This is a genomic window from Myxococcus sp. CA033 (assembly GCF_013336625.1).
GTDB classification, from domain to species: Bacteria; Myxococcota; Myxococcia; order Myxococcales; family Myxococcaceae; genus Myxococcus; species Myxococcus llanfairpwllgwyngyllgogerychwyrndrobwllllantysiliogogogochensis.
Genome location: NZ_JABUMU010000014.1, coordinates 231,893 through 254,397 on the forward strand (window position 1 = coordinate 231,893; position 22,505 = coordinate 254,397).

Annotated in this window: 20 protein-coding genes; 6 read left to right on the forward strand and 14 right to left on the reverse strand. The window is 68.7% G+C overall.

Going from position 1 to position 22,505, the window contains the following annotated elements; genetic code table 11:
• Positions 1 to 92: 92 nt before the first annotated feature.
• The 5 genes from clpA to HUA78_RS28685 all read right to left on the reverse strand — a co-directional run bounded on the left by clpA (position 93) and on the right by HUA78_RS28685 (position 5,068).
• Positions 93 to 2,408 (reverse strand): ATP-dependent Clp protease ATP-binding subunit ClpA, encoded by a 2,316-nt coding sequence (gene clpA / locus HUA78_RS28665; protein WP_174457596.1) that lies wholly within the window; start codon positions 2,406 to 2,408, stop codon positions 93 to 95.
• A 3-nt stretch (positions 2,409 to 2,411) separates the two neighbouring features.
• The gene (locus HUA78_RS28670; protein ID WP_141645688.1) at positions 2,412 to 2,735 is read right to left on the reverse strand and encodes an ATP-dependent Clp protease adaptor ClpS; all 324 of its coding nucleotides are present in this window, start codon (positions 2,733 to 2,735) and stop codon (positions 2,412 to 2,414) included.
• A 43-nt stretch (positions 2,736 to 2,778) separates the two neighbouring features.
• Complete coding sequence (locus HUA78_RS28675) at positions 2,779 to 3,939, reverse strand: GNAT family N-acetyltransferase (protein ID WP_141645687.1); 1,161 nt, start codon at positions 3,937 to 3,939, stop codon at positions 2,779 to 2,781.
• Positions 3,940 to 4,015: 76 nt separating this feature from the next.
• A complete protein-coding gene (locus tag HUA78_RS28680; protein WP_141645686.1) occupies positions 4,016 to 4,456 on the reverse strand; it encodes a hypothetical protein in 441 nt (146 codons plus the stop codon).
• A gap of 39 nt (positions 4,457 to 4,495) precedes the next feature.
• Positions 4,496 to 5,068, reverse strand: coding sequence for a DUF2378 family protein (locus HUA78_RS28685; protein ID WP_141645685.1), 573 nt, complete (start codon positions 5,066 to 5,068; stop codon positions 4,496 to 4,498).
• A gap of 197 nt (positions 5,069 to 5,265) precedes the next feature.
• Between HUA78_RS28685 and HUA78_RS28690 the strand changes: the two genes are divergently transcribed.
• From HUA78_RS28690 to HUA78_RS28705, 4 genes are all read left to right on the forward strand, one after another.
• Positions 5,266 to 5,832 carry a NifU family protein gene (locus HUA78_RS28690; protein ID WP_141645684.1) on the forward strand — a complete coding sequence of 189 codons (567 nt, stop codon included), beginning with the start codon at positions 5,266 to 5,268 and terminating at the stop codon, positions 5,830 to 5,832.
• Positions 5,733 to 6,758: an SAM-dependent methyltransferase gene (locus HUA78_RS28695; RefSeq protein ID WP_371745678.1), complete on the forward strand. Its 1,026-nt coding sequence runs from the start codon at positions 5,733 to 5,735 to the stop codon at positions 6,756 to 6,758. Before HUA78_RS28690 ends, HUA78_RS28695 begins: the two co-directional genes overlap by 100 nt.
• Positions 6,759 to 6,944: 186 nt before the next feature.
• Positions 6,945 to 7,496, forward strand: a complete 552-nt coding sequence (locus HUA78_RS28700; RefSeq protein WP_174463191.1) for a TetR/AcrR family transcriptional regulator — start codon at positions 6,945 to 6,947, stop codon at positions 7,494 to 7,496.
• Complete coding sequence (locus tag HUA78_RS28705) at positions 7,493 to 8,614, forward strand: DUF418 domain-containing protein (protein WP_174477594.1); 1,122 nt, start codon at positions 7,493 to 7,495, stop codon at positions 8,612 to 8,614. The genes HUA78_RS28700 and HUA78_RS28705 overlap by 4 nt, the downstream gene beginning before the upstream one ends.
• 1 nt (position 8,615) lies before the next feature.
• On the opposite strand, the gene HUA78_RS28710 is transcribed toward HUA78_RS28705, so the two are convergent.
• The 4 genes from HUA78_RS28710 to HUA78_RS28725 form a co-directional block, all read right to left on the reverse strand.
• Positions 8,616 to 10,457 carry a pseudouridine synthase gene (locus tag HUA78_RS28710; protein WP_371745679.1) on the reverse strand — a complete coding sequence of 614 codons (1,842 nt, stop codon included), beginning with the start codon at positions 10,455 to 10,457 and terminating at the stop codon, positions 8,616 to 8,618.
• 66 nt (positions 10,458 to 10,523) lie between these two features.
• Positions 10,524 to 11,801, reverse strand: a complete 1,278-nt coding sequence (locus tag HUA78_RS28715; RefSeq protein WP_217440586.1) for an APC family permease — start codon at positions 11,799 to 11,801, stop codon at positions 10,524 to 10,526.
• Between the two features lie 179 nt (positions 11,802 to 11,980).
• Positions 11,981 to 13,117: a class I SAM-dependent RNA methyltransferase gene (locus tag HUA78_RS28720; RefSeq protein WP_174477595.1), complete on the reverse strand. Its 1,137-nt coding sequence runs from the start codon at positions 13,115 to 13,117 to the stop codon at positions 11,981 to 11,983.
• A gap of 41 nt (positions 13,118 to 13,158) precedes the next feature.
• The gene (locus HUA78_RS28725; protein WP_174477596.1) at positions 13,159 to 13,911 is read right to left on the reverse strand and encodes a lysophospholipid acyltransferase family protein; all 753 of its coding nucleotides are present in this window, start codon (positions 13,909 to 13,911) and stop codon (positions 13,159 to 13,161) included.
• A gap of 302 nt (positions 13,912 to 14,213) precedes the next feature.
• Here HUA78_RS28725 and HUA78_RS28730 point away from each other — a divergent pair, with 302 nt between their 5' ends.
• Entirely contained in the window at positions 14,214 to 15,104 is an 891-nt protein-coding gene (locus tag HUA78_RS28730; protein WP_141645678.1) for an oxidoreductase, read from the forward strand.
• On the opposite strand, the gene HUA78_RS28735 is transcribed toward HUA78_RS28730, so the two are convergent.
• From HUA78_RS28735 to HUA78_RS28745, 3 genes are all read right to left on the reverse strand, one after another.
• Positions 15,082 to 16,722, reverse strand: a complete 1,641-nt coding sequence (locus HUA78_RS28735) for an ATP-binding protein (protein ID WP_174466477.1) — start codon at positions 16,720 to 16,722, stop codon at positions 15,082 to 15,084. The genes HUA78_RS28730 and HUA78_RS28735 overlap by 23 nt on opposite strands.
• Before the next feature lie 234 nt (positions 16,723 to 16,956).
• Positions 16,957 to 18,126, reverse strand: a complete 1,170-nt coding sequence (locus HUA78_RS46710; protein ID WP_174466325.1) for a TIGR02266 family protein — start codon at positions 18,124 to 18,126, stop codon at positions 16,957 to 16,959.
• Between the two features lie 16 nt (positions 18,127 to 18,142).
• A complete protein-coding gene (locus tag HUA78_RS28745; protein WP_141645963.1) occupies positions 18,143 to 18,517 on the reverse strand; it encodes a response regulator in 375 nt (124 codons plus the stop codon).
• Positions 18,518 to 18,599: 82 nt separating this feature from the next.
• On the opposite strand from HUA78_RS28745, the gene HUA78_RS28750 reads away from it, so the two are divergent.
• Entirely contained in the window at positions 18,600 to 19,991 is a 1,392-nt protein-coding gene (locus HUA78_RS28750; RefSeq protein WP_174477597.1) for a M20/M25/M40 family metallo-hydrolase, read from the forward strand.
• Between the two features lie 33 nt (positions 19,992 to 20,024).
• On the opposite strand, the gene HUA78_RS28755 is transcribed toward HUA78_RS28750, so the two are convergent.
• Both HUA78_RS28755 and HUA78_RS28760 read right to left on the reverse strand, forming a co-directional pair.
• Positions 20,025 to 20,495 (reverse strand): NUDIX hydrolase, encoded by a 471-nt coding sequence (locus HUA78_RS28755; protein WP_174477598.1) that lies wholly within the window; start codon positions 20,493 to 20,495, stop codon positions 20,025 to 20,027.
• Positions 20,492 to 21,697 carry a DUF2380 domain-containing protein gene (locus HUA78_RS28760; RefSeq protein ID WP_371745680.1) on the reverse strand — a complete coding sequence of 402 codons (1,206 nt, stop codon included), beginning with the start codon at positions 21,695 to 21,697 and terminating at the stop codon, positions 20,492 to 20,494. Before HUA78_RS28760 ends, HUA78_RS28755 begins: the two co-directional genes overlap by 4 nt.
• Positions 21,698 to 22,505: the final 808 nt, after the last annotated feature.

The window sequence follows — 22,505 nt, forward strand, 5'->3', positions numbered from 1 at the left end:
GCCGCCCGGCGGCACCCTGGATGCGAAGAGGCCCCGACTCCCTCACCTGGGAATCGGGGCCTCTTCATTTCCGGACGTCCGCGCGCGGGCTGCTACGCCAGCGCGGGCTCGGGCTGCACCGCAATCGCCTGGAGCTTGAGCCCCTCGCCACCCGGGTCCACGTCGTAGCGGGCGGTGCCGCCGTTCTTCAGGTCACCGAAGAGCAGCGCCTCCGCGAGGAGCTTCTTTAGCGCGTTGTCCACGAGGCGCGCCATGGGCCGGGCACCGAAGGCCGGGTCATAGCCATGCTCGGCCAGCCACGCGCGGGCGGCCGGCGTCAGCTCCAGCTTCACCTTCTTCTCATCCAGCATCTTCTGGAGGAGGCGGACTTCCTTGTCGACCACCTTGAGGATGATTTCAGGCGGCAGACCGGAGAAGAGAATCCACCCGTCCAGCCGGTTGCGGAACTCCGGCGTGAAGGTGCGCTCAATCGCCTTCTTCGCGCGCATCGCATCGGCCGGCTTCGTCAAATCGCCGAAGCCGATGGACTTGGTGCTCATCTCCTGGGCACCCGCGTTGGTGGTGAGGATGAGGACGATGTTGCGGAAGTCGGCCTTGCGGCCGTTGTTGTCCGTCAGCGTCGCGTGGTCCATCACCTGGAGCAGGATGTTGAAGAGGTCCGGGTGGGCCTTCTCGATTTCATCCAGCACCACCACGGCGTACGGATGCTTGCGCACCGCGTCCGTGAGCAGGCCACCCTGGTCGAACCCGACGTAGCCCGGAGGGGCGCCGATGAGCCGGCTCACCGTGTGCTTCTCCGAGTACTCGCTCATGTCGTAGCGCAGGAACTCCACGCCCAACGTCTGCGCGAGCTGCTTGGCCAGTTCCGTCTTGCCCACGCCCGTGGGGCCCGAGAAGAGGAACGAGCCGATGGGCTTCTCCGGCGCACGCAGACCCGAGCGCGCCAGTTTGATGGCGCCGACCAGGTCCTTGATGGCGCTGTCCTGCCCGAAGATGACCGCCTGCAGCTCCTTCTCCAGATTCTGGAGCTGGACGCCTTCGCTGGCGGACACGCTCTTGGCGGGAATCTTCGCCATCTTCGCGACGACTGCCTCCACGTCCGCGCCGGTGACGGTGTTGGTGCGCACGCCCTCCGGCTTGAGCTTCTCCGCCGCGCCCGTCTCGTCGATGACGTCGATGGCCTTGTCCGGCAGGAACCGGTCATTGATGTGCTTGGCCGCCAGCTCCGCCGCCGCGCGAATCGCCTCCGGCGTGTACTTCACGCCGTGGTGCTCCTCGTAGCGGCTCTTCAGTCCCTCCAGGATGAGGACGGTGTCCTCGACGGAGGGCTCGGCGACCTCAATCTTCTGGAAGCGCCGCGACAGCGCGCGGTCCTTCTCGAAGGACGACTTGAACTCCTGGTACGTCGTCGAGCCGATGCAGCGCAGCTTCCCGCTCGCCAGCGCCGGCTTGAGGATGTTGGACGCATCCATGGAGCCGCCACTGGTGGCGCCCGCGCCGACAATCGTGTGGATTTCGTCGATGAAGAGGATGGCGTCCTTCTGCTCCTGGAGCGCCTTGAGCACGCCCTTGAGCCGCTCCTCGAACTGGCCGCGGAACTTGGTGCCCGCGAGCAGCGAGCCCATGTCCAGCGAGTAGACGACGGCGTTCTTCAGGGGCTCCGGGACGCGGCCCTCGTGGATGTAGAGCGCCAGGCCTTCGGCGATGGCCGTCTTGCCCACGCCCGCCTCGCCCACGTAGAGCGGGTTGTTCTTCCGGCGGCGGCTGAGCACCTGGATGGTGCGCTCCAGCTCCTTGTCGCGGCCGATGAGCGGGTCGATTCGCCCCTCCTTGGCCTCGATGTTGAGCTGGGTGGTGTACACCTCCAGCGGGTTCTTGCGCGGGGACTCTCCCTCGTCGTCGTCACCCGCGGGCGCGTTTCCGCCCGGGGCGGCCTCGGACGCATCGTCGTCGCCGGCCTCCTCGTCCTTGGAGATGCCGTGGGAGATGTAGTTGAGCAAATCCAGCCGGGTGACTCCCTCCTGCTGGAGCAGGTAGAGGGCCTGGCTCTCCTCCTCACGGAAGAGGGCCACCAGCACGTCGCCCCCGTCGATGAGCTTCTGCTCGGCGGACAGGGCGTGCATGGCGGCGCGGTGGAGCACGCGCTCCACGCCAATCGTCTGCTGCGGCTCGGCCTCCACCCCGTCCGGCAGGCGTTCGACCGTCTCCTCCAGGAAGGAGACGAGCCGCTCCTGGAGGCGCTTCACGTTGGCCCCACACGCCTTCAGGACCTCGCGCGTGCGCGAGTCCTTGGTGAGCGCGAGGAGCAGGTGTTCCAGCGTCAGGTACTCGTGGCTCATCTTCCGCGCCTCTTCCAGGGCGGTGCGGAAGCTGGCCTGCAACTCTTTGGCAATCAGCGGTCCTGCCACGGTTCAACCTTCCTCGGGTTCCATGGAGAGCCGCAGCGGGAACCCATTGTCCCGAGCCGCGGCCTCCACCGTCTTGAGCTTCGTCTCGGCGACCTCGAACGTATAGACGCCGGCCACTCCGACTCCGTTGTAATGAACGTGCAGCATGATCTGCACGGCATCCGACTCCGACTTGTGGAAGACCTCCCTCAGGACGGCCACCACGAACTCACGCGTCGTGTAATTGTCGTTGTGCAGAAGCACTTTGTAGAGCGTCGGTTTCTTGAGCTTCTGCTTGGGTACGGTCTCCGTGACGACGGAGCTATCGTGCTCGTCCTTCTGCGCCATAGGTTCTTCGGACTCCCTTTGATGACCGCGGAAGCGGGCCGTTTCAGGCCTCTCCCTTGAAACCTGTCTCCGCCCGCCACTGAGGCAGCCCTCCCCGGACGGCTGCCCGCTCGTGCTCCAGGAAGCCACGCACCGCCCGCTCCAGCCCGGGGTGGAGGAGCAGGTGGGCACTGTACGTGAGGCGAGGCTCGAAACCCCGGGTGAGCTTGTGCTCACCCCCCGCGCCAGGTTCGAAACGCGTCAGCCCCTGTCCAATCGCCTCCGTCACGGGGTGGTAGAGGCAGACGTTGAAGTGCAGGAACGGATGCTCCTCGAAGCAGCCCCAATAACGGCCGTAGAGGACCTGGGGCGCCCTGAAGTTGAACGCGCCGGCCACCAGCGCCCCTTCCCTCCGGACCTCCACCAGCTCGCAGCGGTGCCGGAAGTTGGAGAGCATCCGCGCGAAGAAGTCGCGCGTGAGGAAGCGCGCGCCCCACGGGTACTTGTCCACCGTGGAGACGTAGAGGCGGTACAGCGTGTCCACGTCCACCGACTGGAGGGCCTCGCCTCGCAGGGTGCGCAGCGTCAGGCCCTGCTCGGCGGGGGCGCGCATCTCCCGCCGCAGCTGGTTGCGCCGCTTGGAGTGGAAGCGGGCGAGGAAGTCCTCCATCGACTGGTAGCCGGCGTTGCGCCACTGGTACTGGACGCCCAGCCGCAGGGCGAAGCCCTGGGCCTCCAGCGCGGGCAGCTCCTCCTCGGTGGGAAAGAGGACGTGGATGCCGGAGAGGTGCTCGGCGCGGGCGAACTCGAGGGCGCCGGCATACAGCTCCGCCTCGCGGGCCGCGCGGTCCTCGCCGGGCGCCACCAGCACGCGCCGGCCGGTGGCGGGAGTGAAGGGGACGGTGAAGACGAGCTTCGGGTAGTAGCGCAGGCCCGCGCGCTCGGCGGCGGTGGCCCAGGGCGCGTCGAAGATGAACTCCCCCTGGCTGTCGTCCTTGAGATACGCGGGCGCGGCGGCGACGAGGCGCGAACCCCTCCACAGCGTCAGGTGCCGGGGGTGCCAGCCTCGCTCAGGCACCGCGCTGCCGCTGTCCTCGAGCGCGGCCAGGAAGGCCCACTCCAGGAAGGGCAGGGCCGCCTCGTCCACGAGCCCGTTCCACAGGGACGCGGGCACCTCGTGGATGGAGGGCAGGATGCGCAGGGTGGTGGGCAGCGGGGTGGACATCGGCGTCGGCGCACGGTGGGTTCGTGGGGGCAGCCTATAACGACGGCGGGCCCCCCTTGCCACGGCCGGCCGGCCCCTACTTCCCGCGTGTCAATTCGGCGGCAAGGAAGCGGCCTGCTTCGGCCAGGCCAGCGTCACCTCGTCGACGTCCCTCCTCGGTCTCCATGACCCGGCGGGCCGCGTCGCTGGCGGTGCCGGCCTCCAGGTCCGCCAGGACGAGGAACGCGCTCCATGCGGGTGACGCGGGCGCCACGCGGCCCGGGCGGGTGGGGCGGTCCGACAGGGTGGTGGCGACCTTCTCCAAGAGCCCGTCGTCATTGAGCCGCTTCGCGGTGCCCTTCATGGAGGCCCACGCGGACTCCAGCAGCGCGGGCAGCATCCTCCCGGCGAGGGCGGCGGACAGCCGCTGTCCGGCCTCCTCCTCGTCGATTTGATGCGCCTGGGCGTAGGTGGGGGCCAGCTTGGCGATCACCACCGCACGGGTGGCGAGATGGGCAAGTCGGGGAGGGTAGGACATGGGCGCTCCAGTGGGCGCCGTCGACGACCCGGGCGCGAGTTACCAGCGGACCAGCAGACGGTAACCGTCCGCGCTGCGCTCCTCTACCGTGATTCGCGGCTGGGCGTTGGCCAACTCCAACATCCGCTCCAGGCCACCGGCCATCAGGTCCGGTCTGTTGTAGCGGTCGGTGATGTGCAGCCGCCGGCCTCGCTCGCCCACCTGGGACATGGTGATTTCGATGTCCGCGCGGCCCATCATCGCCAGGTAGCGGGGGATGCGCTCCGCGGCGCGGGCGGGGCCAATCATGGGCAGGGCCACCGCCGCCACGCGCCCCACCAGCGTCTCCGCGAAGCCGTTGACGAGCGTGCGGCCGACCTGCCGGTAGCCCTCCTCGTCATTCAGCTCTCCGAAGGCCTCCTGCCGGGCGAGGGCCGCCGCGCGCTGCCAGACCTGGACGGGGTAGTCCATCTCCGGCCGCTTGATGTCGTAACCCAGCGCGGCCAGCTCCTCCACCAGCCGTCCCGAGGCCTTCAGGCCCCGCACGAACAGGCCCTCCAGCACGCTTCCGGGGATGCGGGGCGGCGGAGGCTGGACCTGCTCGACGGGTCGGCGCAGCGGACTGATGGCCATGTGAAGCTCCCAGGGGAGCAGAGGTCCGTCCACCATAGTGGAGTTCCGTTTCTGCCGCGAATTCGGGCTGTTCTTTTATTTCCCGATGAGTCACGGGAAGCGGACGTGGCGGGGAGGGGAGCGTCGGTTTGATTCCCCGAGGGTCGGGTTGCTATGGGGCCGCGAGCGCCTTAGAGGAGAGGACCGAGGAGAACTGCATGTCGGTGAACATCCAGCTGGAATGGACCCCCAACCCGAGCACGCTGAAGTACGTGGTGGATCGGCGACTGTTGGCGGGCGGCGCGGTGAGTATCACGAATCCCCAGGATGCCCAGGCGAAGTCGCCCCTGGCGCGCAAGCTCATGGACGTGCGCGGCGTCACGGCGGTGATGATTGGCACCAACTTCGTGACGGTGACGAAGGGTGACGAGGGTGAGTGGGACGAGCTGAATGACCAGGTGATGGAGACGCTGGATACGCACCTCACGGCGAACGAGCCGGTGGTGGACGAGGAAGCCATCGCGGCGGCGCGTCAGGCGACCGCGAGCGACGGTGGCGGTTCGGTGGAGGCCCGCATCCGGGACATCCTGGACGCGGAGATTCGTCCGGCGGTCGCGATGGATGGTGGCGACATCACGTTGGACCGCTTCGAGGACGGCATCGTCTACCTGCACATGAAGGGCTCGTGCGCGGGTTGTCCGTCGTCGACGGCGACGCTGAAGATGGGCATCGAGGGGCGCCTTCGGGAAATCATTCCCGAGGTCCTCGAGGTGGTGTCCATCTGAGGCGCAACGTCAAGGCTTCACAGGTCCGGCGGGAGCTCCTGCCGGACCAGTCGCAGGCGCTTCTGCGTGAGCTGCACCTGCTCACGCGCGAGGGTCACCTCAACGCGGATGCGCTGCGCAAGCTCAAGCAGGTCAACCACCTGATGGGCTTGTTGCGTCCGGCGGTGGAGGACGTGAAGGCGCGTCATCCCGAGTCCTCCGTGTTCGTGGACGCGGGCAGCGGCAACGCGTACCTGGGGTTCGTGCTCTACGAGCTGTTCCTGAAGGACGCGGCCACGGGCACGTTGCTGTCGGTGGAGGGGCGGCCGGAGCTGACCGAGCGCGCGAAGGGGCGCGCCGAGCGGCTGGGCTTCTCACGGATGCAGTTCCAGACGGCGCATATCGACCAGGCGGCGTATCCGGAGCGCGTCCATCTGGTGATGGCGCTGCATGCGTGTGACACGGCCACGGACGACGCGCTCATCGCGGCGGTCCGGCATGGCGCGGACCACGTCGCGGTGGTGCCGTGCTGTCAGGCGGAGGTCGCCGCGCAGCTGAAGGAGCACCGGCAGGCGGCCCACGGGAGCATGGGCCTCCTGTACGCGCATGCGTGGCACCGGCGCGAGTTCGGCTCGCACCTGACGAACGTCATCCGCGCGCTGACGCTGGAGTCGTTCGGTTATCAGGTGACGGTGACGGAGCTGACGGGCTGGGAGCACTCGTTGAAGAACGAGTTGATCCTCGCCAGGCGTGTGCACCGGGACAACCGGCGAGCGCGCATCCAGCTCGAGCGACTGCTGGCGGAGACGGGCGTGAATCCGAAGCTGACGCGGGAGCTGGGCGTGAAGCCCGCCGCGTCGGTGGGCGCGGCGTTGCCCGCCGAACCGCTGCCCGAGGCGCCGCAGGCGGTGTCCTCCGAGGAAGCCGCACAGACCGCTGAGAGCTGAGCGTGTGACGAGGAGGCTCGTGAAGGGCCTCCTCGTGGCACGTGGCCGCCGCGCACGGGTGTAGAGCGTGCGCGGGCCCGAGGTTTGCCTCGTGCCTCATGTGAGACTAAATTGTCTCACATGAGACGGACAAGAGCCGGCGCCCCTCCCTCCGTAGCGTCTGGCTCGGATACTCGAGCGAGCATCTTGAGCGCGGCGGCTCGTGCGTTCGCGGTGGACCCCTCCGCGTCACTCGTCGATGTGGCCCGGTCCGCGGGAGTCGGACGGGCGACGCTTCACCGGTACTTCAGCTCCCGCGAGGAGCTCATCCGCGAGGCGGGGTTGGACTCCCTGGTGCAGCTCGAAAAGGCGTTGAAGGCGCACCGGTTCGAGCGGCTGGCTCCCGATGTGGCCCTGGAGTCCCTGGTGGGCGCGCTGACCCCCTGGGGCGACAGGCTCCGGTTCCTCCTGGTCGTCTCCGAGCTGAGTCAGGAGCCTTCGCTCAAGGCCGCTGAAGCCCGGGTGGACGAACAACTCATGCGCATCCTGCTTCGCGCCAGGGACGAAGGCGTGCTGCGCCAGGACCTGCCGAGTGCGTGGTTGTTCGCCACCTTCGAGGCGCTTCTGTATGCGGCCTGGACGTCGGTCGCCCAGGGTGACCTCGCCGCGAACGATGCCGCTCGAACACTTCACGAGACGCTGCTCCACGGCCATGGCACCGGGCGCCCCGCTGGCGCCAGGAAGGCGCGCCCACGATGACCCCGAATCCCACGGAGCGGCTTCGCGGCATCGATATCGCTCGTGCATGCGCCATCTTCGGGATGTTCGTGGTGCATGCGTTCCTCGTTCTCGGGCCTCCCAGTTCCGGCCTTTCGGGCTGGGAGCGCATCGTGTTCAACCTGACCGAAGGGCGCGCCGCCGCCACCTTCGTCCTCCTGGCGGGCCTGGGGGTGGGCCAGCTTCTCTCGCGACGGGAAACCACCGACTCACGTCGCGTGCTGTGGCGTCGAGCCCTCTTCCTGGGGGGGCTGGGAGTGCTCAACCTCATCGTGTGGCCTGGCGACATCTTGCGGCTCTACGGCGTCGCGCTCTTCGCCGCGCCGTGGTTGCACCGCTGGTCATCCAAGGCCCTCTCGGGGCTCGTGGCCGCGCTCATCCTCCTCTTTCCGCTCGCGGCCCTCCTCGTGGACTGGGATGCCCGTTGGGACTGGGCCACGCTCACCTACCGGGGCCTTTGGACTCCCTCCGGTTTTGTCCTCAACCTGGGGGTCGATGGCTTTCGGCCCTTGCTCCCCTGGTTGGCGTTCTTCGTCCTGGGCCTGCGGCTGGCCCGGCTCGACTGGCGCGACAGGGCCACGCAGCGGCGAATGCTGTGGGCGGGCATCTGGCTGTTCGTCCTGGCGGAGTTCGCCTCGGCGGGGCTGGTGAAGCTCGCGATTCAAAGCGCGATGGGTGAGCGGTTGGGGGCACAAATCGTGACGGCGCTCCTCGGTACGCACTCCATTCCGCCCATGCCGTTGTTCATGCTCTCCGCGCTGGGCATCGCCTGCCTGGTCCTGGGTGGCGGCTTCGTGCTGGGGGACCACCTCCCGCGACGCCTTCAGGAGGCGCTGGTGTCCACGGGGCGCCTGGCGTTGACCTGGTATCTGGGCCATGTGCTGCTGCTGGTGGGGCTCGCCCTCGCTGGATACGGCAACCGCCTCTCCGCGCTTGCCGCCATGGGGGTGGCGTTCGCTGGGTTCGCGGGTGTCGTCGCCGTGTCGACCTTGCGAAGCGGAGCACCCATGTTGCTGGAGCGAATGCTCCGGCGCTTCTCCACACCGAGCCCCCGTGCTGACAAGGCGATGGAGTCACCGCCCGAATCGCCTCGCGAATGAGTCAGAAGGGCGCGGGGCAGTCGAAGGTGATGCTTGCCCCTGTCCCTGGATGCTGGAGGGTGAGCGACTCCGCGTGGAGCATGAGTCGCGCTCCCCCGCGGCCGTAGAGCCGGTCGCCGACGATGGGTGCACCGAGCCCGAGCGGATGCGAGGCATGGACCCGGAGCTGATGAGTCCTTCCCGTGAGCGGAAAGAAGGCCACGCGGGTTCGCCCGTCGCGCCGTTCGAGGACTCGCCACTCCGTCACGGCGGACTTGCCGTGGACGGTGTCGTGAATCTGTCGAGGGCGGTCATTCAGGTCGACGCGCATCGGGAAGTCGATGCGGCCCTGGTCCTCCTGGATGAGTCCCTCCACCCACGCGACGTAGCGCTTGCGCACTTCACGGTGCACGAACTGGCTCTGCAGTGCCGCATGCGTGCGTGAGTCGAGCGCCGCGACAATCAGGCCCGACGTGTCCAGGTCCAGTCGGTGTACCAGGAGCGGGCCGGTGGCCTCGGGATGACGCGCCCGAAGCCGCGTGAGCACGGAGTCCGTGAGCGACTCTTCGCGCCCAGGCACGGACAGCAGCCCGTGGGGCTTGTCGATGACGACGAGCCACGGGTCCTCGAACAGGACGGTCAGCGCGCCAGGGGCCGCGGGTGGCGGCACGAAGGTTCGTGGCGGGGAGACCCGAAGTCCTTCCAGCATGAAGGGGAGCAGGGGACCGCACTTGTCGCGACAGGCGGCGTAGTACGCGCCGGAGACACGTCCTCCCGCTGGAGGCGGTGCGCCCCACCAGAACTCCGCGAGCGCGATGGGGTGCAGCTTGTGGGCATGCGCGTATGCGAGCAACTTGGGGGCGGCGCAGTCGGCGGCACCGGAGGGCGGCTGGCCGCGCTCGTAGAGGGTTCGCAGGAGGCGACGCTCACCGCGCGCGCTGGTGATGGCGTAGGTGTCGTGGATGCGCCGCATGAGCGCGCGACTCACCATGTGGCGCAGGCGCTCCAGGGCGCGGAGTCGTCGTTCCCGGCGCGCGAGCTGCGGCTCGATTCGCTGTCGCTCCTCCGCGTGGGTGGCTTCCAGACGGCGTCGCTCGGCTTTGTCCCCTCGACTCTCCTGGTCGAGCGCATGGAGCGCGGCGCGTTGCGCGGCCTCGTCCCGCGTATCCGGTGCGGTGGTGTCCATCGAATCGGCTGAACCCCGCCGCTCCCGCGCGGCCGTCTCATCCCGAGCGGGCCACGCAAGAGGCCGCACTGAATCGGCTGGGCCTCCTCGCTCCCCAGGGGGATGGGAGTCCATGGGAACTCCTGGATGCTCCGGAGATGGCCGCGTCCTCGTGAGCTCCGCCCGACGTGCATGACGCTGCTTTCGACGCGCCTCGTGACGCTCACGCAGCGCCGTGAGCTCCGCGGTGTGTCGAGCCGACTGGGCCTCATGTGCGGCCCGAAGCGCGATGAACTCGGGCTCGGACCCCAGGGCTTCGGAGCGAGCCAGCAGCGCCTTCACCGTCGCCTCGCCCTCGGGCTCCAGGCGTGCTCGTGCCTCACGGTCGAACAGCGGTGGAACGAAGCCCTCGATATCCCAACGTCCGGCGAGCATCCCCGAGAAGGCTCGCAGGAACCCGACGCGTCCATCGGGCCGGCGCACCACCAGCACGCCGAACATCTTCCCGCCTTCGGGACTCTCCAGCAGGGACAGGGGCACGTCCGTGGCGAGGTTCCGCGAGCGGAGCTCCGCCTGGAGGACCTCCGCGGCCTGCCTCGCGAGTGCCGGAGGCCCCAGCTCATCGAAGGGGCTCGGGAAACTTCCCGGTTCATCGGGAAGCTTCGTCCGGGGCTCGAAGAGGGTGACACGCGGGTCCACGTGTCCACCGCTAACATGAAACCCGGGCCCACTGCGAACGGGCCCGGGAGCCGAGCGCTCCTTGCGTTACTGGAGTGCGACCTTCCCATCCGGCTTGCGCTGGAAGCGATACAGCACGAAGCCGACAGCGAGCGCGATGGCACCCGCGATGAGGTTCTTCCGCTGGGCGCTCAGCGCGAACACGACACACAGCGAGGCGGCGGCGATGGGAATCACCGGTCCTCCCGGGATGCGGAACGCATTGGCCGGCTGCTGGAGCTTGCGCCGCAGCACGGGCACGGCCACCGCGGTGCCGAAGTACGTCGCCAGCCGGGCCACCACGGAGAGCGTGGCGAGGAACTCGAACGAACCGGTGAAGGCCAGTGGGAGCGCGATGGCGGTCTGGGTCACGATGGCGACCATCGGCGTGCGGTAGCGCGGGTGCAGCGTGGCGAGCGCCGCCGGACCGAAGCCATCCTGCGCCAGCGCGTAGAGATAGCGAGGCCCCGCGAGCACCGTGTTGCTGTTGGTGCCGAGGATGGACAGCACTCCACCCACCGTCATCAGGAGCCCGCCTCCGTTGCCCAGGAAGCGCGCGGCGGCGTCCGCCAGCGGCGTCTTCGAGTCCACGACGCCCGGCAGCGTCCCCAGGGCGACCCACTGCACCGCCGTGTAGATGAGCGTGACGACGCCAATCTGGACGATGAGCGCGAAGGGCACGTCCCGGCGCGGATTCTTGAACTCACCGGCCGGCGCCGCGGTGTTCTCGAAGCCCGCGTAGGCGAACAGGAGCAGCAACACGGCGGCGCCCAGGTCGCCGTCACTCTTCGCCACCACCGAGGTGGCCAGCGGCGCCGACACGAAGAAGATGCCCACGGTGATGAAGACGAGCAGCGGCACCGTCTTGGTGATGGCCAGGAAGACGGCGGTGCGTGCGCCGCCCTTCACGCCGACGACGTTGATGGCGGTGAGCGCGAGCAGGGGTATCGCGATGGCCAGGCCCTGCCCCACGCCCTCGTTGGCTCCAGGCCACAGGTAGCCGAGCGCGCGGGAGAAGCCGACGGACAGCGAGGCCACCGAGGAGACTCGGGCGAGCCACGTCATCCACCCCACCTGGAAGCCCACCAGCTCACCGAAGGCCTCGCGCGTGTAGAGGTACGCGCTGCCGGGCTTGTCGAAGTAGCTGGCGGCTTCCGCGAAACACAGCACGAGCAGCAGCACGGCCAGTCCGGCCACCACCACCGCGCCCGTGCTGGCGGAGCCGAGGTTGGCGGCGGCGGCGGCGGGCAGGAGATATACCCCGCTGCCGATGACGTCGTTGATGGAGAAGCCCACCAGCTCCCAGCGGGAGACAGCGCGCTTCATTCCAAGGTCTTGGGGAGTCGAATCGCTACCAGTCGTCATGGTGGGGTGGGGGAGGCCGGGGTGGACCTGACAGGGAGGACCACTGGAGCATATGCGGGGAGAAACCGCGAATTCAGGGACTCCCGAGCCCCACGCGAGCCGTGACTCCGGCGCGCGAACCTCACCCCTTCAAATACGACTCACGCCGTCAGCAGCAGCCGACACCGCAGCCCGCCATTGCGCACGGAAAGACTGCGCGCGCCGGGCAGCTCCAGCGCCTTCACCAGGGCGGAGTCCTCCGGAACCAGCAGCGCCGCGCGCCAGCCCGCGAAGCCCTTGCGAACCAGGGTGCCGAGCGCGCGGTAGAGGCCGGGCAGGTCCTCCCCTTCGCCCAGGCGCTTGCCATAGGGGGGATTCGCGACCAGCAACCCGGGTCCACCCGGGGGTGCGGTCAACGTGCGCAGGTCCTTGCGCTCCAGCGCGAGCGTCATGCCCGCGCGCCGAGCGTTCCTGCGCGCCGTGCCCAGCGAGCCCGCGTTGATGTCATAGCCATACACGGCCGCGCGCGGTGCCGTCAGCGTCTCCGCCTCCGCGCGCGCCTTGCGAGCGGCCCAGGCGCTCGCGTCGAAGCCCGGGAAGGACTCGAAGGCGAAGCCATGCAGCAACCCCGGCGCGCGACGCATGGACATCCACGCGCCTTCCACCAGGAAGGTGCCCGAGCCGCACATCGGGTCCACCAGCGGCTCCGTGCCGTCATACCCGGCCAGCATCAGGATGCCCGCCGCGAGCGTCTCCCGCAGGGGCGCGCGGCTCACCTCTTGTCGATAACCCCGGCGATGCAGCGGCTCCCCGCTGGTGTCCGCGCTCACGGTGAAGTCATTGCCCTCCACTCGGACGAGCAACGTGAGCCCCGGGCCGCCTTCGTCGTCGAGCGGACCCGCCCGGCCCACCTCGGCCAGTCCCCATGCCTTCGATGCCGCCGAGAAAACAACGCCCTGGCTCGGGACACCCGCGCGGTGCAGCGTCACCGAGAGCCGGGGCGGCGCGCCCCTGTCCCACGTGCGTGACAAATCCAACGCGCGCAGCCCTCGAATCAGCGCGCCCTCGTCACTCGCGTGGAAGGAGCCCAGCCGCAACAGCACCCGGCTCGCGGTGCGCAGGCGCAGGTTGGCTTCCTGATGCAGCCCCGTGGGCCCCTGGAGCTCCACCCCGCCTTCGACGAGGGAGGGCTTCCAGCCCAGGGCGGAGCACTCCGCCTCCAGCGCGGTCTCCAGTCCGGGAAGGGTGGACACGTAGACTTGTTCTTCGGCGCGGGCGGTCGTCACGGGAGGCCCCATTGTCCGTGCTCCTGCGGCGACTGCAACGCTTCATTGCGGAATCACGGCGGCGATGCGGCCGGCGACTCGGACTCCAACGGCCTGGGCACCCGGGGCGGGTCGTCCGCGTAGACGCCCCGATACTCGGGAGGCAGCAACTTCGCCACCCGGCGCATCATCGCGTCCACCAGCGCCTGCCGCGTGTCCTCCGCGCCAGCGACCTCCGCCTCCAGGTCCTCCATCCGGAACGCGGGGCCCACCCGCACGCGGACGTGGGCGTGGTACAGCCGCTCGCCGCCCATGTCGGAGTCGTTGATGGGCATCAGCTTCTCCGTCCCCATCAACGCCACCGGTACCACCGGCGCACCCCCGCGCTTGGCGATGAGCGCCACGCCCTTCTTCGCCTGGTGCAGCGCCCCATCCCGACTGCGCGCGCCCTCCGGGAAGATGAGCACCGAGTCGCCGCCCTTGAGCGTCTCCACCGCCCGGCGCACCGCCTCGATGTCCGGCGAGTTGGGCTTGATGGCGATGGTGTCCATCACCTCCGAGGCCAGCCGCGTCATCACCGTGCTCTGCAGCTTCACGCCCGCCAGGAAGTACAGCCGCCGAGGACGGAACGCGCGGAACAGCGTGAAGCCGTCCGCATTGGACAGGTGGTTGCAGATGTAGAGACAGGGCTCGTCGGGGATGTTGCCCCGGCCCTCCACGACTTCGTCGGCCAGCGCATCCCACACGCCGTCCATCAGGGTGCGGACCACATGTCGCCGGACACCTTCCGGCAGTCGGGCCATCAGGGAAAAGAGAATGCGGAGCACGCGTCGGTCGCCTCCACCTCGGGACGGCCCGAGAGCATGGTCCGGTCGGAGCCCACGCGTCCGACCGTTACCGCCAGGGCTTCAGCACCGCCACTGGCCACCAGAAGATGTAGTCCTGTGGGGGCTCCAGGTCAGTGCTCGCGAGGAGTCCGCTTCCTGCCCGCAAGCCGTCCCGTCGTGCAGCCAACGCTCCGGACCGACTCCGGGACGGGGCAAAACCGTCCATGTCACCCACCCGTGACCCCCTGGGCGTGCGCGAACCCATCGGCGAGCACCCCGGGTTTGCGCTAAGGGAGGAAGCCATGAGCGCCGCCGAATCCACCCTCTCGCGCAGCAGGAAGCCCGTGGAGTACGAGGTCACCGTCGCCCACGTGCGGATGGACACGCACGACACCGCGACACTCTTCCTCGACTTCGGCGAGCCCCGTCCGGACTACAAGGCCGGCCAGTTCATCAACATCGACCCGCACCAGTTCCACGCGCTCGGGCGCCTGTCCGCCTACCTGCAGGAACAAAAGGGGCGCAAGGAGCCCCAGCGCTCGTACTCGCTGGCCTCCGCGCCCCATGAGCCCCACGTGGCCATCACCGTGAAGGACGAGGAGTTCATCCCCGGCCTCACCCGCTACCCGCCGCTCCTGTCCCCGTTCCTCGTCCACGGCCGGCTCACCGGCGCGCGACTCAAGGTGCTCGGCTTCATGGGCCCCTATGTGCTGCCGGACGACGTGGACCAGCGCACGGACCACGTCGTCCACATGGTGGCCGGCTCCGGCGCGGTGCCCAACTTCGGCATCATCAAGGATGCGCTCCACCGGAATCTCAAGGTGCGCCACACCTTGCTCATGTCCAACAAGACTTGGAGCGACGTGCTCTACCGGGACGAACTGGAGGCGCTGGAGCGCCAGCACCCGGACCGCGTCCGGCTGGTGCACACCCTCACCCGTGAGCTGGACGAGTCGCGCTTCGGCGCCAACGTGCGCAAGGGCCGCGTCCACCAGGCCCTGCTGGAAGAGCTCATCCCGGACCGGGCCACGTGCCTGGTCTACGCGTGTGGCCCCGCGATTACGCCGTGGGACCGCCGCAAGGCGCTGGAGACGCGCACTCCGGCCACGCCGCGCTTCATGGAGACGGTGCTCGGACACCTGCACGCGCTCGGCATCGACGACAAGCGCATCAGGCGGGAAACGTACGGGTAGGCCCCAGCGGGAGCACCACCTCGAAGCGAGCGCCCCGCTTGGGCCGGCCGCTCGCGCGCACCTGTCCTCCGTGCGCGAGCACCACGCGCTTGACGATGGCCAGCCCCAGGCCCCGTCCGTTGGCGCGCGTGAGGAAGAAGGGCTCGAAGACGCGGCGCGGGTCCACGTCGGGAATGCCCGGGCCCTCGTCCTCCACCACCAGCCGCACGCCGCCCTCCACGGGTTCCACGTTCAGCCGCACGCGCCCGCCCGGCGGTGAGGCCTGCACCGCGTTGCGCACCAGGTGCGTCGCCGCGAGTTGGAGCAGCGTCTCATCGCCCATGATTTCGGGCACGTCCGGCGCCTCGTCCACGGTGAAGCGCAGCGTGGGCGCATCCGGTGGACCATGTAGCTGGCCCAGCGCGCGCCGCACCAGCTCACCCAGGTGCACCAGCCGCGGGCGCGGCTCCAGCGGACGCACCACGTCCAGCAAATCCCTGACGATGTCCTCCAGCCGGATGGCCTCTTCCTCCAGCATGCCCACCGCGGCCTGTCCCGTGGGGCCCAGGTGCGCCTCGCGGCGCAGCACCGCCACCGCGTTGAGGATGGCGCCCAACGGATTGCGCACCTCGTGCGCCACCACTCCCGCCGCCTCGCCCAGCACCGTCAGCCGCTCGTGCGCGACCAGCTCCTCCTGGAGCCGCGTCACTTCGACCAGTCGCTCCGCCGCCACGCGGTGGTGACGCACGTTCTCCAACGCGCCACCGAGCAACTGCGCGAAGAGCTCCAGCGTGCCCGCGGCGGCCGGCGTGAGGTCCAGGCCCTGCGCGGAGAGGATGCCGAAGGGCTGGCCCTCCACGAAGATGGGCGCATCCAGGGCGCGGATGCCGGGAGGGTAGGCGCGCTGGATGTCCTCGAAGACCTCGCTCGTGTGGACGCGATGGGCCGCGCCGAGCGCGTCCTGATGGAAGGCCGCCTTGCGCCGCGCGAGCACCTCCGCCAGGTGGGGCAGGGTGCCAAGGGGAAGGCGGACCTCGGAGATGGGCATGCCGTACTTGCGCTCGGCCAGCGCGACGATGGCGGGCTCCTGCCGCATGGGGCCGTGCCGGAACGTGTCTCCTTCGACCAGGAGGATGGCCGAATAGAAGCCCTGCCGGTGGACGGCGTCGATGGCCGTCTCGAGGACCTCCTGCTCGTCGCGCGCGCGCAGCATGTCCGCGGCTGCCGCGCCCAGCGCCTCGGTGAGCCGGCGGGTGGTGTCCACGCCCTCGGCGTCGTGCAGCAGCACCACCGTCTCTTCCTGCGTGGCGCCCGGTGCATAGGTCGCCGCCACCGTGCGCTCCTTCCCGTCGGCTCTCCGGATGCGCAGCCACAGCGGGTGCTCCGGCCGGGTGCCGTCCCGGGTGAGGGCCTCGTGGAACGCCTCCACCCAGCCGCGCTCGGCGGGAATGAAGCGGGCGATGAGCGCGGTGACGGGCGTGGCCTTCAGCTCGTCGAGGGGAATTCCCAGCAGCGAAGCCAGGGCCGCGTTGGCGACCACCACCTGATCGCCTCGGGTGACCGCCGCGGGAGTGGGCAGCCCGGCAAGCAACCAGTAGTCAGAAGGGGCGGCGGAGGCGTCGGGAGGCACGGAAGTCATCCTGGCGGACGGCGCGAGGGGGCCGGGAGGGGGATGCAATCGATTTCGGGGTGTCCCGTAGGAAAGGGGGAGGGGACACAACGAAGGATGGACACCATGAACTTCATGAACGTGATGGGCCGCGATGACCTGGAGCTCAAGGCGGTGATGGCGGTGATGGCGGCCTTCGTCATGACCGGGGCCGTGTTCCTCGGTCAGCTGCTGTAGCAAGCCACCCCGAGCGGGCTCACCCGCTCAGGGCTTCTTCGGAGGCTTGCGGCTCACGAACTGCTGGATGAACTCCCGCTCCTCCTTGCGGAGGCTGCTGAGCCGCAACCCATAACCTCGCGGGTTCTTGCCGTCCTCCAGCGAGTTCTCCCAGATGACGGAGCTTCGCAGCGTCATCACGCGCGAAGGGTCATCGAACCGCAACGTCAGCTCCACCAGGGTGCCCAGCCGCAGCGGCTTGTCCGTGGCGATGAAGAGGCCGCCGGAGGAGAGGTTGATGATGCGGTGGTCCGTGAAGATGCCGGTGTTCTGCATCGACACCTTCACGTCCGCGTGGATGCGATCATCCGCGCGGCGCTCCAGTCCCACGAACTCCGCGCTGGAATAGGTGGGCGCGGCGACGGCCTTGCGCAGCGGCACCGCGGGCGGCGGTGGCGCGGGCGGCGGCAGCGTGTGCGTGCGCTGCACTGGCGGCGACACAGGCGCGCGCGCGGCGACGGGCGCGGACGTCGCATGCATCACCGGCGGCGGAGGCCGGGCGGGCATCACCGGCTGCGGCGGTGGCGCGACGGGCGGCGCGATGACGGCCACGGGCGGCGGCGCGACGGCGGGAACGCGCGCGGCCACGGGCGGCACCACGGCGGGCGCCACCGAGGCCACGGGCGGAGGAGGCGGGGGCGGCAGCGGCCCGTCCATGTCCAGCCGGGGAGGCAGCGGCCGGGCCTGCTGGTAGGCGCCCTGCGCGTACAACACCTCCACCTCGCGCATGCAGCGCGACAGGAAGTCGAAGATCTCCGCCGACACCTTGCGCAGCTCCGGATGCGTCTCCGGCGACAGGTGCTCGGGCGAGAAGCGCTTGGCCATGCGGAAGAAGGCCAGGCGCACTTCGTCCAGGCTCGCGTTCGGCTTGGCGCCGAACACCTCGTGGGGCGGCAGGTTCTGAAGCCCCCGGAGCTGGGTGCGCAGGCGCTCGGCCTGCTGCTGCTCCACCGAGGGCGAGGGCCGGGTGGCCGCGAACAAGTCACGCAGCTCGGGCAGCTCCTGGACGGCCACCCATTGGGTGCCGTCGCGGGAGGCGCGCACGGCGGCCTTCAGCCTCCCGGAGGAGATCAGCTCTCGAAGGGCCTGGAGGGCGAGGGGGCCCAACACGCGGCCCAGGTTGTCCGCTACCCAGTAACCGACAGCAGGAGACGACACGCAGACACCTCTGAAGTCAGTGAGCGAGCGCCTGGCGCACGGCCGAGGCGATTTCCAGCGGATGGAAGGGCTTTCCCACGAAGCCCACCGCGCCCGCGGCCATGGCCTGCTCCACGACGGGCTCCGCATCCATGCTGCTGATGACGAGCACCCGCGTGTTGGGCGACACCTGCTTGATGGCGCCGAGGACTTCCAGCCCGCTCTTCTTCGGCATGAAGAGGTCCAGGAACATCACCGCGGGCTGCTCGCGCGCTGCCACCGCGAGGCCTTCCTCTCCGTCCGCGGCTTCGAGCAACCGCAGCTCGATGCCCGTGTCGGCGATGACGTCCTTGAGGATGCGGCGCACGAAGCTGTCGTCGTCGACGAGCAGCAGTGTCGGGGTGTCGGACATGGCGCCGCATGATACTTGGACCGCGCAACATCCGCGCGAGGACCTGGAGCGCCTGCCTGCCTTTTTAGGTTAAGGGGTGAGCATGCCCATCGCCCAGGCTCTCTCTCACTTCGAGTCCCAGAAGACCGCCTACCTCGAGGACCTCATGGCCCTCGTGCGCATACCCAGCGTCTCGTTTCCTGGCTTCGACTCCGCCCGGGTGCGTCAGAGCGCGGAGGCGACTTCTCGACTCTTGAAAGACCGTGGGTTTGAAAACATCCAGCTACTCGAAATCGAGGGCGCCCACCCCTACGTCTACGGCGAGGTGTTGCGGGCTCCAGGCGCACCCACGTTGCTGTTGTATGCCCATCACGATGTGCAGCCAGCGGGCGACGAGTCGCTGTGGAAGAGCCCCCCGTTCGAGCCACAACTGCGCGATGGCCGGCTGTACGGGCGCGGCACGGCGGACGACAAGGCGGGCATCGTGGTGCACACGTCGGCGGTGGACGCGTGGCTGAAGGGCTCCGGTCGGCTGCCGCTCAACGTGAAGGTCATCATCGAGGGTGAGGAGGAGATTGGCAGCGGGCATCTGTCCGCATTCCTGCAGAAGCACTCGGCGCTGTTGAAGGCGGACGCCATCGTCCTGACGGACACGGCGAACTTCGACACGGGGCTGCCGTCCATCACCACCGCGCTGCGGGGGCTCGTCACGGTGGACGTGGAGGTGCGCGCGTTGAAGCAGGCGGTGCACTCCGGCATGTGGGGTGGACCGGTGCCGGACCCGGTGATGGCGCTGTGCAGGATGCTGGCGACGTTGACCCACGCGGACGGCTCCATCGCGATTGAAGGGCTGCAAGAGCAGGTGAAGCCGCTCACGCCGGGCGAGCGCGAGAGCATCCAGTCCCTGCCTGGAAACGAGGAGTCCTTCCGCGAGCAGGTGGGGCTGTTGCCGGGCGTCCAGGTGTTGGGAGGACGGCACCCGTTTGAGATGAACTGGCGGCAGCCGAGCATCGCCATCAACGCCATCCAGGCGAGCACTCGCAAGGACGCGCGCAACATCATCTGCGACGCGGCGTGGGCGCGCGTGGGCATCCGCATCGTCCCGGACCTGGAGGCACAGGACGTGGAGCGGCGGCTGAAGGAGCACCTGAGCAAGGTGTGTCCGTGGGGGCTGGAGGTGAGCTTCCACACGGAGGGGGCTTCGGGGTGGTGGTACACGGACCCGTCGCATCCGGCGTTCCAGGCGGCCTTCCGCGCGCTGGAGAAGGGCTATGGGACGAAGGCGGTGGCCATCGGCTGCGGCGCGTCCATTCCCTTCGTGGAGCCCTTCGCGAAGGAGCTGGGCGGAGTGCCCGCGCTGCTCATCGGCGTGGAGGACCCGTACACATACGCCCACTCGGAGAACGAGAGCCTGCACGTGGGGGACTGGGAGAAGTCCATCCGCAGCGCCATCCATTTGTACGAGGAGCTGGCGAGCGCGCTCACCGCGCGGTGAGTGGTGGCCTTTCGCTCGGTGGCGTTGGGTGGGTCAGGCTTCGTCGTCGGGCAAGAGCGTGCGGAGCAGTTCGTCGTCGGGACCGAGCGGGCGCCATCCGGGGGGTGGTGGCGTGGCGCGGAGGGCTTGCCGAGCTTGCCTTACTCTCTCCTCATGTGTTTCGGGGGTGTAGCTGCTCCAGCGGGCAAGGGCGGAGGCGACATCGAAACGATGGGTCTCGTCCTGTGCGGCCGGCCACCCATTGGGAAGGTGCTGGGACAATTCACGCACGAACTGCCCGCGCACCAGCCGGGTGACCTTGTTGCTTCGCTCCGCTTCGGCGACCAGCCCTGTGAAGACCTGCACACCCGCGACGTCATCTTTTCCCAGCTCTTCGGCTAGCTCCACCAATGAGGCGGTCGGACGTGCCTCGGCAAAAGTGGTCAGGGAGTCGTAGCCGCGCGCGCGGACGCGCTCATAGAGCCGTGCCTTCCAGTTGCCTTGCCAGGAGCGTCCGTCTGTCATCGCTTTCGTCCTGGAGTGAAGTTCATCGGGATGTCGTAGTCCCGCAGGTACCGCGCGAGAAGCTTCAGTATCTCGTCCCGAGTCAACTTCTGGCCAGCTTCGAACTCAGCGTCACGTAGCGCTCGAATAATCATCTGATTCCATTCCTTGGGCCAGGTTCGCCCGAGTCGCCAGTCGCCTCCGCCGTGAACGGCCTCGTGGTGCGATTTCTCCAGCCGGACACAGAATTGGTCGATGTCCATGGGGCCCTTGAAGCCGCGCTGCTCGAACCATTCACGGTGCTCTCGTGGCAGGACATGGTGCTTCGGAGCGTCCGCCATACCCGCCCCGGCTTTGCCCGTCTCGTGCATGCCACGAACCTCGGGGCTGTCACCCAGGGCCTCGCGTACGCCCTTGGGCAAGTCCCGGTGCGACTGCGCCATCAACACCTGTCCGGCGTGGACACGGACAGCCGCGCTAGCGACCGGCATGGAAATGACTCCTGCCTGTACGAGCCGTCGCATCATCTCCACCCACTCCGCGGAGACAACGAGGTGCGAGCCCGCCATCACTCCACCTGGACCCACAGCGAGGTGCGCGCCCACGAGGACAGGTCCTGAGGGAGGCAGCCGGGGGAGTGACACGCGCAGCGTCGAAACCAGGGCCACCATTTCGATGAACTGCGCCGCCGCGATGACTTGCCCTGTACGCTCCATTGCCACGCGCGCACCCTCGCGAATGGTGCTGAACTCCTGGGTCAGTTTCCCCATCAGCTCAGGCATCGCAGCCGCCGTGGCCTCCACGCGTCCTGGCTCCAGGGAGGAGAGCGCCGTCATCGCCGGCCCCAGGCGCTTCTGTACGCGGTCCATGTCCGTGAGCAGTTGCTCCACGCTGTAGTAAGGGCACTGCTGGAGCACGGCATCGGCGAGCTGGAGGACGTCGAACCAGGTCGCCAACAACATGGCGCCAGCCATGGCCGCCTGGAGGCGAGGCCCTGTCATCCTGAGCAGGCCCACCGCCATGTCCGGGTCGTCCACCGACTCGGAGACCTCCACGAGCGTGGCCGTTCCTCGGAGTGCGTCACGAAGCCAGGGCATCTGGTTCGAGCCGTAGTCGAAGTAACGCGTGAAGAGGTCGGCGTTTCCACCAAGGCCCCGCGTGTGAGCCGCGAGCCTGGGGATGGCACTGGAGAGCTCCTCCGTGGAGCCCTTCACTTTGTCCACCGCCGCCACGACTGCTTGCCGAGTCAATATGACTCGCTGCTGGCTGTCCGCGATGGCCTCTGCCTCATTCTCGCGAGGGCGGTCGCGTCGTTCCCGTGTGCCGGAGTGGCGCGGACTGGAGTCGTCAGCCAGGCCGTCCCGCTGCGAATAGCGCAGGGGCCTGCCCGCTCCGGAGGCAGGCGACTGGGAGGCACAGCCCGTCACCAGCATCACCAGACTCAACAGCACGGCATGCGTACGCAGGGCCCACCTCCAGCGCCACTTTCCTCATGCGTCCCGGGGGGGGCATCTTCCAATGACAACGAGCCGGGGACCTTGCCGTCCCCAGCCCGTCGTCGCTTCAGGTGCCCCTCAGGGCCTCGGCGCTCAGCAGCTCGGGCTACAAATCCGCCAGCAGCGGAGGTCATTATCATCACAGCTCGAGCAGCACGGAGCGGCGACCGTCTCCTCGCTTCCCAACGTCGCGGAACCCACGGCCACAGCAGCTCCCAGCACGAATCCGATGAGCCCCATCTTCAAGGTCTTCTTCATCCGGCCTCCTGTGTTGTGCGGTTGTTTGACATGGGGCGGGCCGAAGCCCGTCCCATCCGATAGTGTATAGAGTTCGAGAGGCCCTTGAAAGGGTAGGCCCAGACGAATGAGCAATCATTGCCAGGACGCGCCTGCTCACACACAAAAAAACTACGCTGGCAAATATGGCCTGAGCCCGGGGTGTTGCCCCTCTGAGAATGGGAGGAACGCCATGGCACGAACGACAGCCCGCCCCCTCGCCACCCGCGAGGTGAGAATCGACAGCGAGCGCCGGCCT

What these genes read in the sequence shown, in the direction of transcription:
- HUA78_RS28670 (WP_141645688.1), bottom strand. Translation starts at nt 2,735, where the DNA reads ATGGCGCAGAAGGACGAGCACGATAGCTCCGTCGTCACGGAGACCGTA.
- HUA78_RS28675 (WP_141645687.1), bottom strand. Translation starts at nt 3,939, where the DNA reads ATGTCCACCCCGCTGCCCACCACCCTGCGCATCCTGCCCTCCATCCAC.
- HUA78_RS28680 (WP_141645686.1), bottom strand. Translation starts at nt 4,456, where the DNA reads ATGTCCTACCCTCCCCGACTTGCCCATCTCGCCACCCGTGCGGTGGTG.
- HUA78_RS28685 (WP_141645685.1), bottom strand. Translation starts at nt 5,068, where the DNA reads ATGGCCATCAGTCCGCTGCGCCGACCCGTCGAGCAGGTCCAGCCTCCG.
- HUA78_RS28690 (WP_141645684.1), top strand. Translation starts at nt 5,266, where the DNA reads ATGTCGGTGAACATCCAGCTGGAATGGACCCCCAACCCGAGCACGCTG.
- HUA78_RS28705 (WP_174477594.1), top strand. Translation starts at nt 7,493, where the DNA reads ATGACCCCGAATCCCACGGAGCGGCTTCGCGGCATCGATATCGCTCGT.
- HUA78_RS28715 (WP_217440586.1), bottom strand. Translation starts at nt 11,801, where the DNA reads ATGAAGCGCGCTGTCTCCCGCTGGGAGCTGGTGGGCTTCTCCATCAAC.
- HUA78_RS28720 (WP_174477595.1), bottom strand. Translation starts at nt 13,117, where the DNA reads ATGGGGCCTCCCGTGACGACCGCCCGCGCCGAAGAACAAGTCTACGTG.
- HUA78_RS28730 (WP_141645678.1), top strand. Translation starts at nt 14,214, where the DNA reads ATGAGCGCCGCCGAATCCACCCTCTCGCGCAGCAGGAAGCCCGTGGAG.
- HUA78_RS28735 (WP_174466477.1), bottom strand. Translation starts at nt 16,722, where the DNA reads ATGACTTCCGTGCCTCCCGACGCCTCCGCCGCCCCTTCTGACTACTGG.
- HUA78_RS28745 (WP_141645963.1), bottom strand. Translation starts at nt 18,517, where the DNA reads ATGTCCGACACCCCGACACTGCTGCTCGTCGACGACGACAGCTTCGTG.
- HUA78_RS28750 (WP_174477597.1), top strand. Translation starts at nt 18,600, where the DNA reads ATGCCCATCGCCCAGGCTCTCTCTCACTTCGAGTCCCAGAAGACCGCC.
- HUA78_RS28755 (WP_174477598.1), bottom strand. Translation starts at nt 20,495, where the DNA reads ATGACAGACGGACGCTCCTGGCAAGGCAACTGGAAGGCACGGCTCTAT.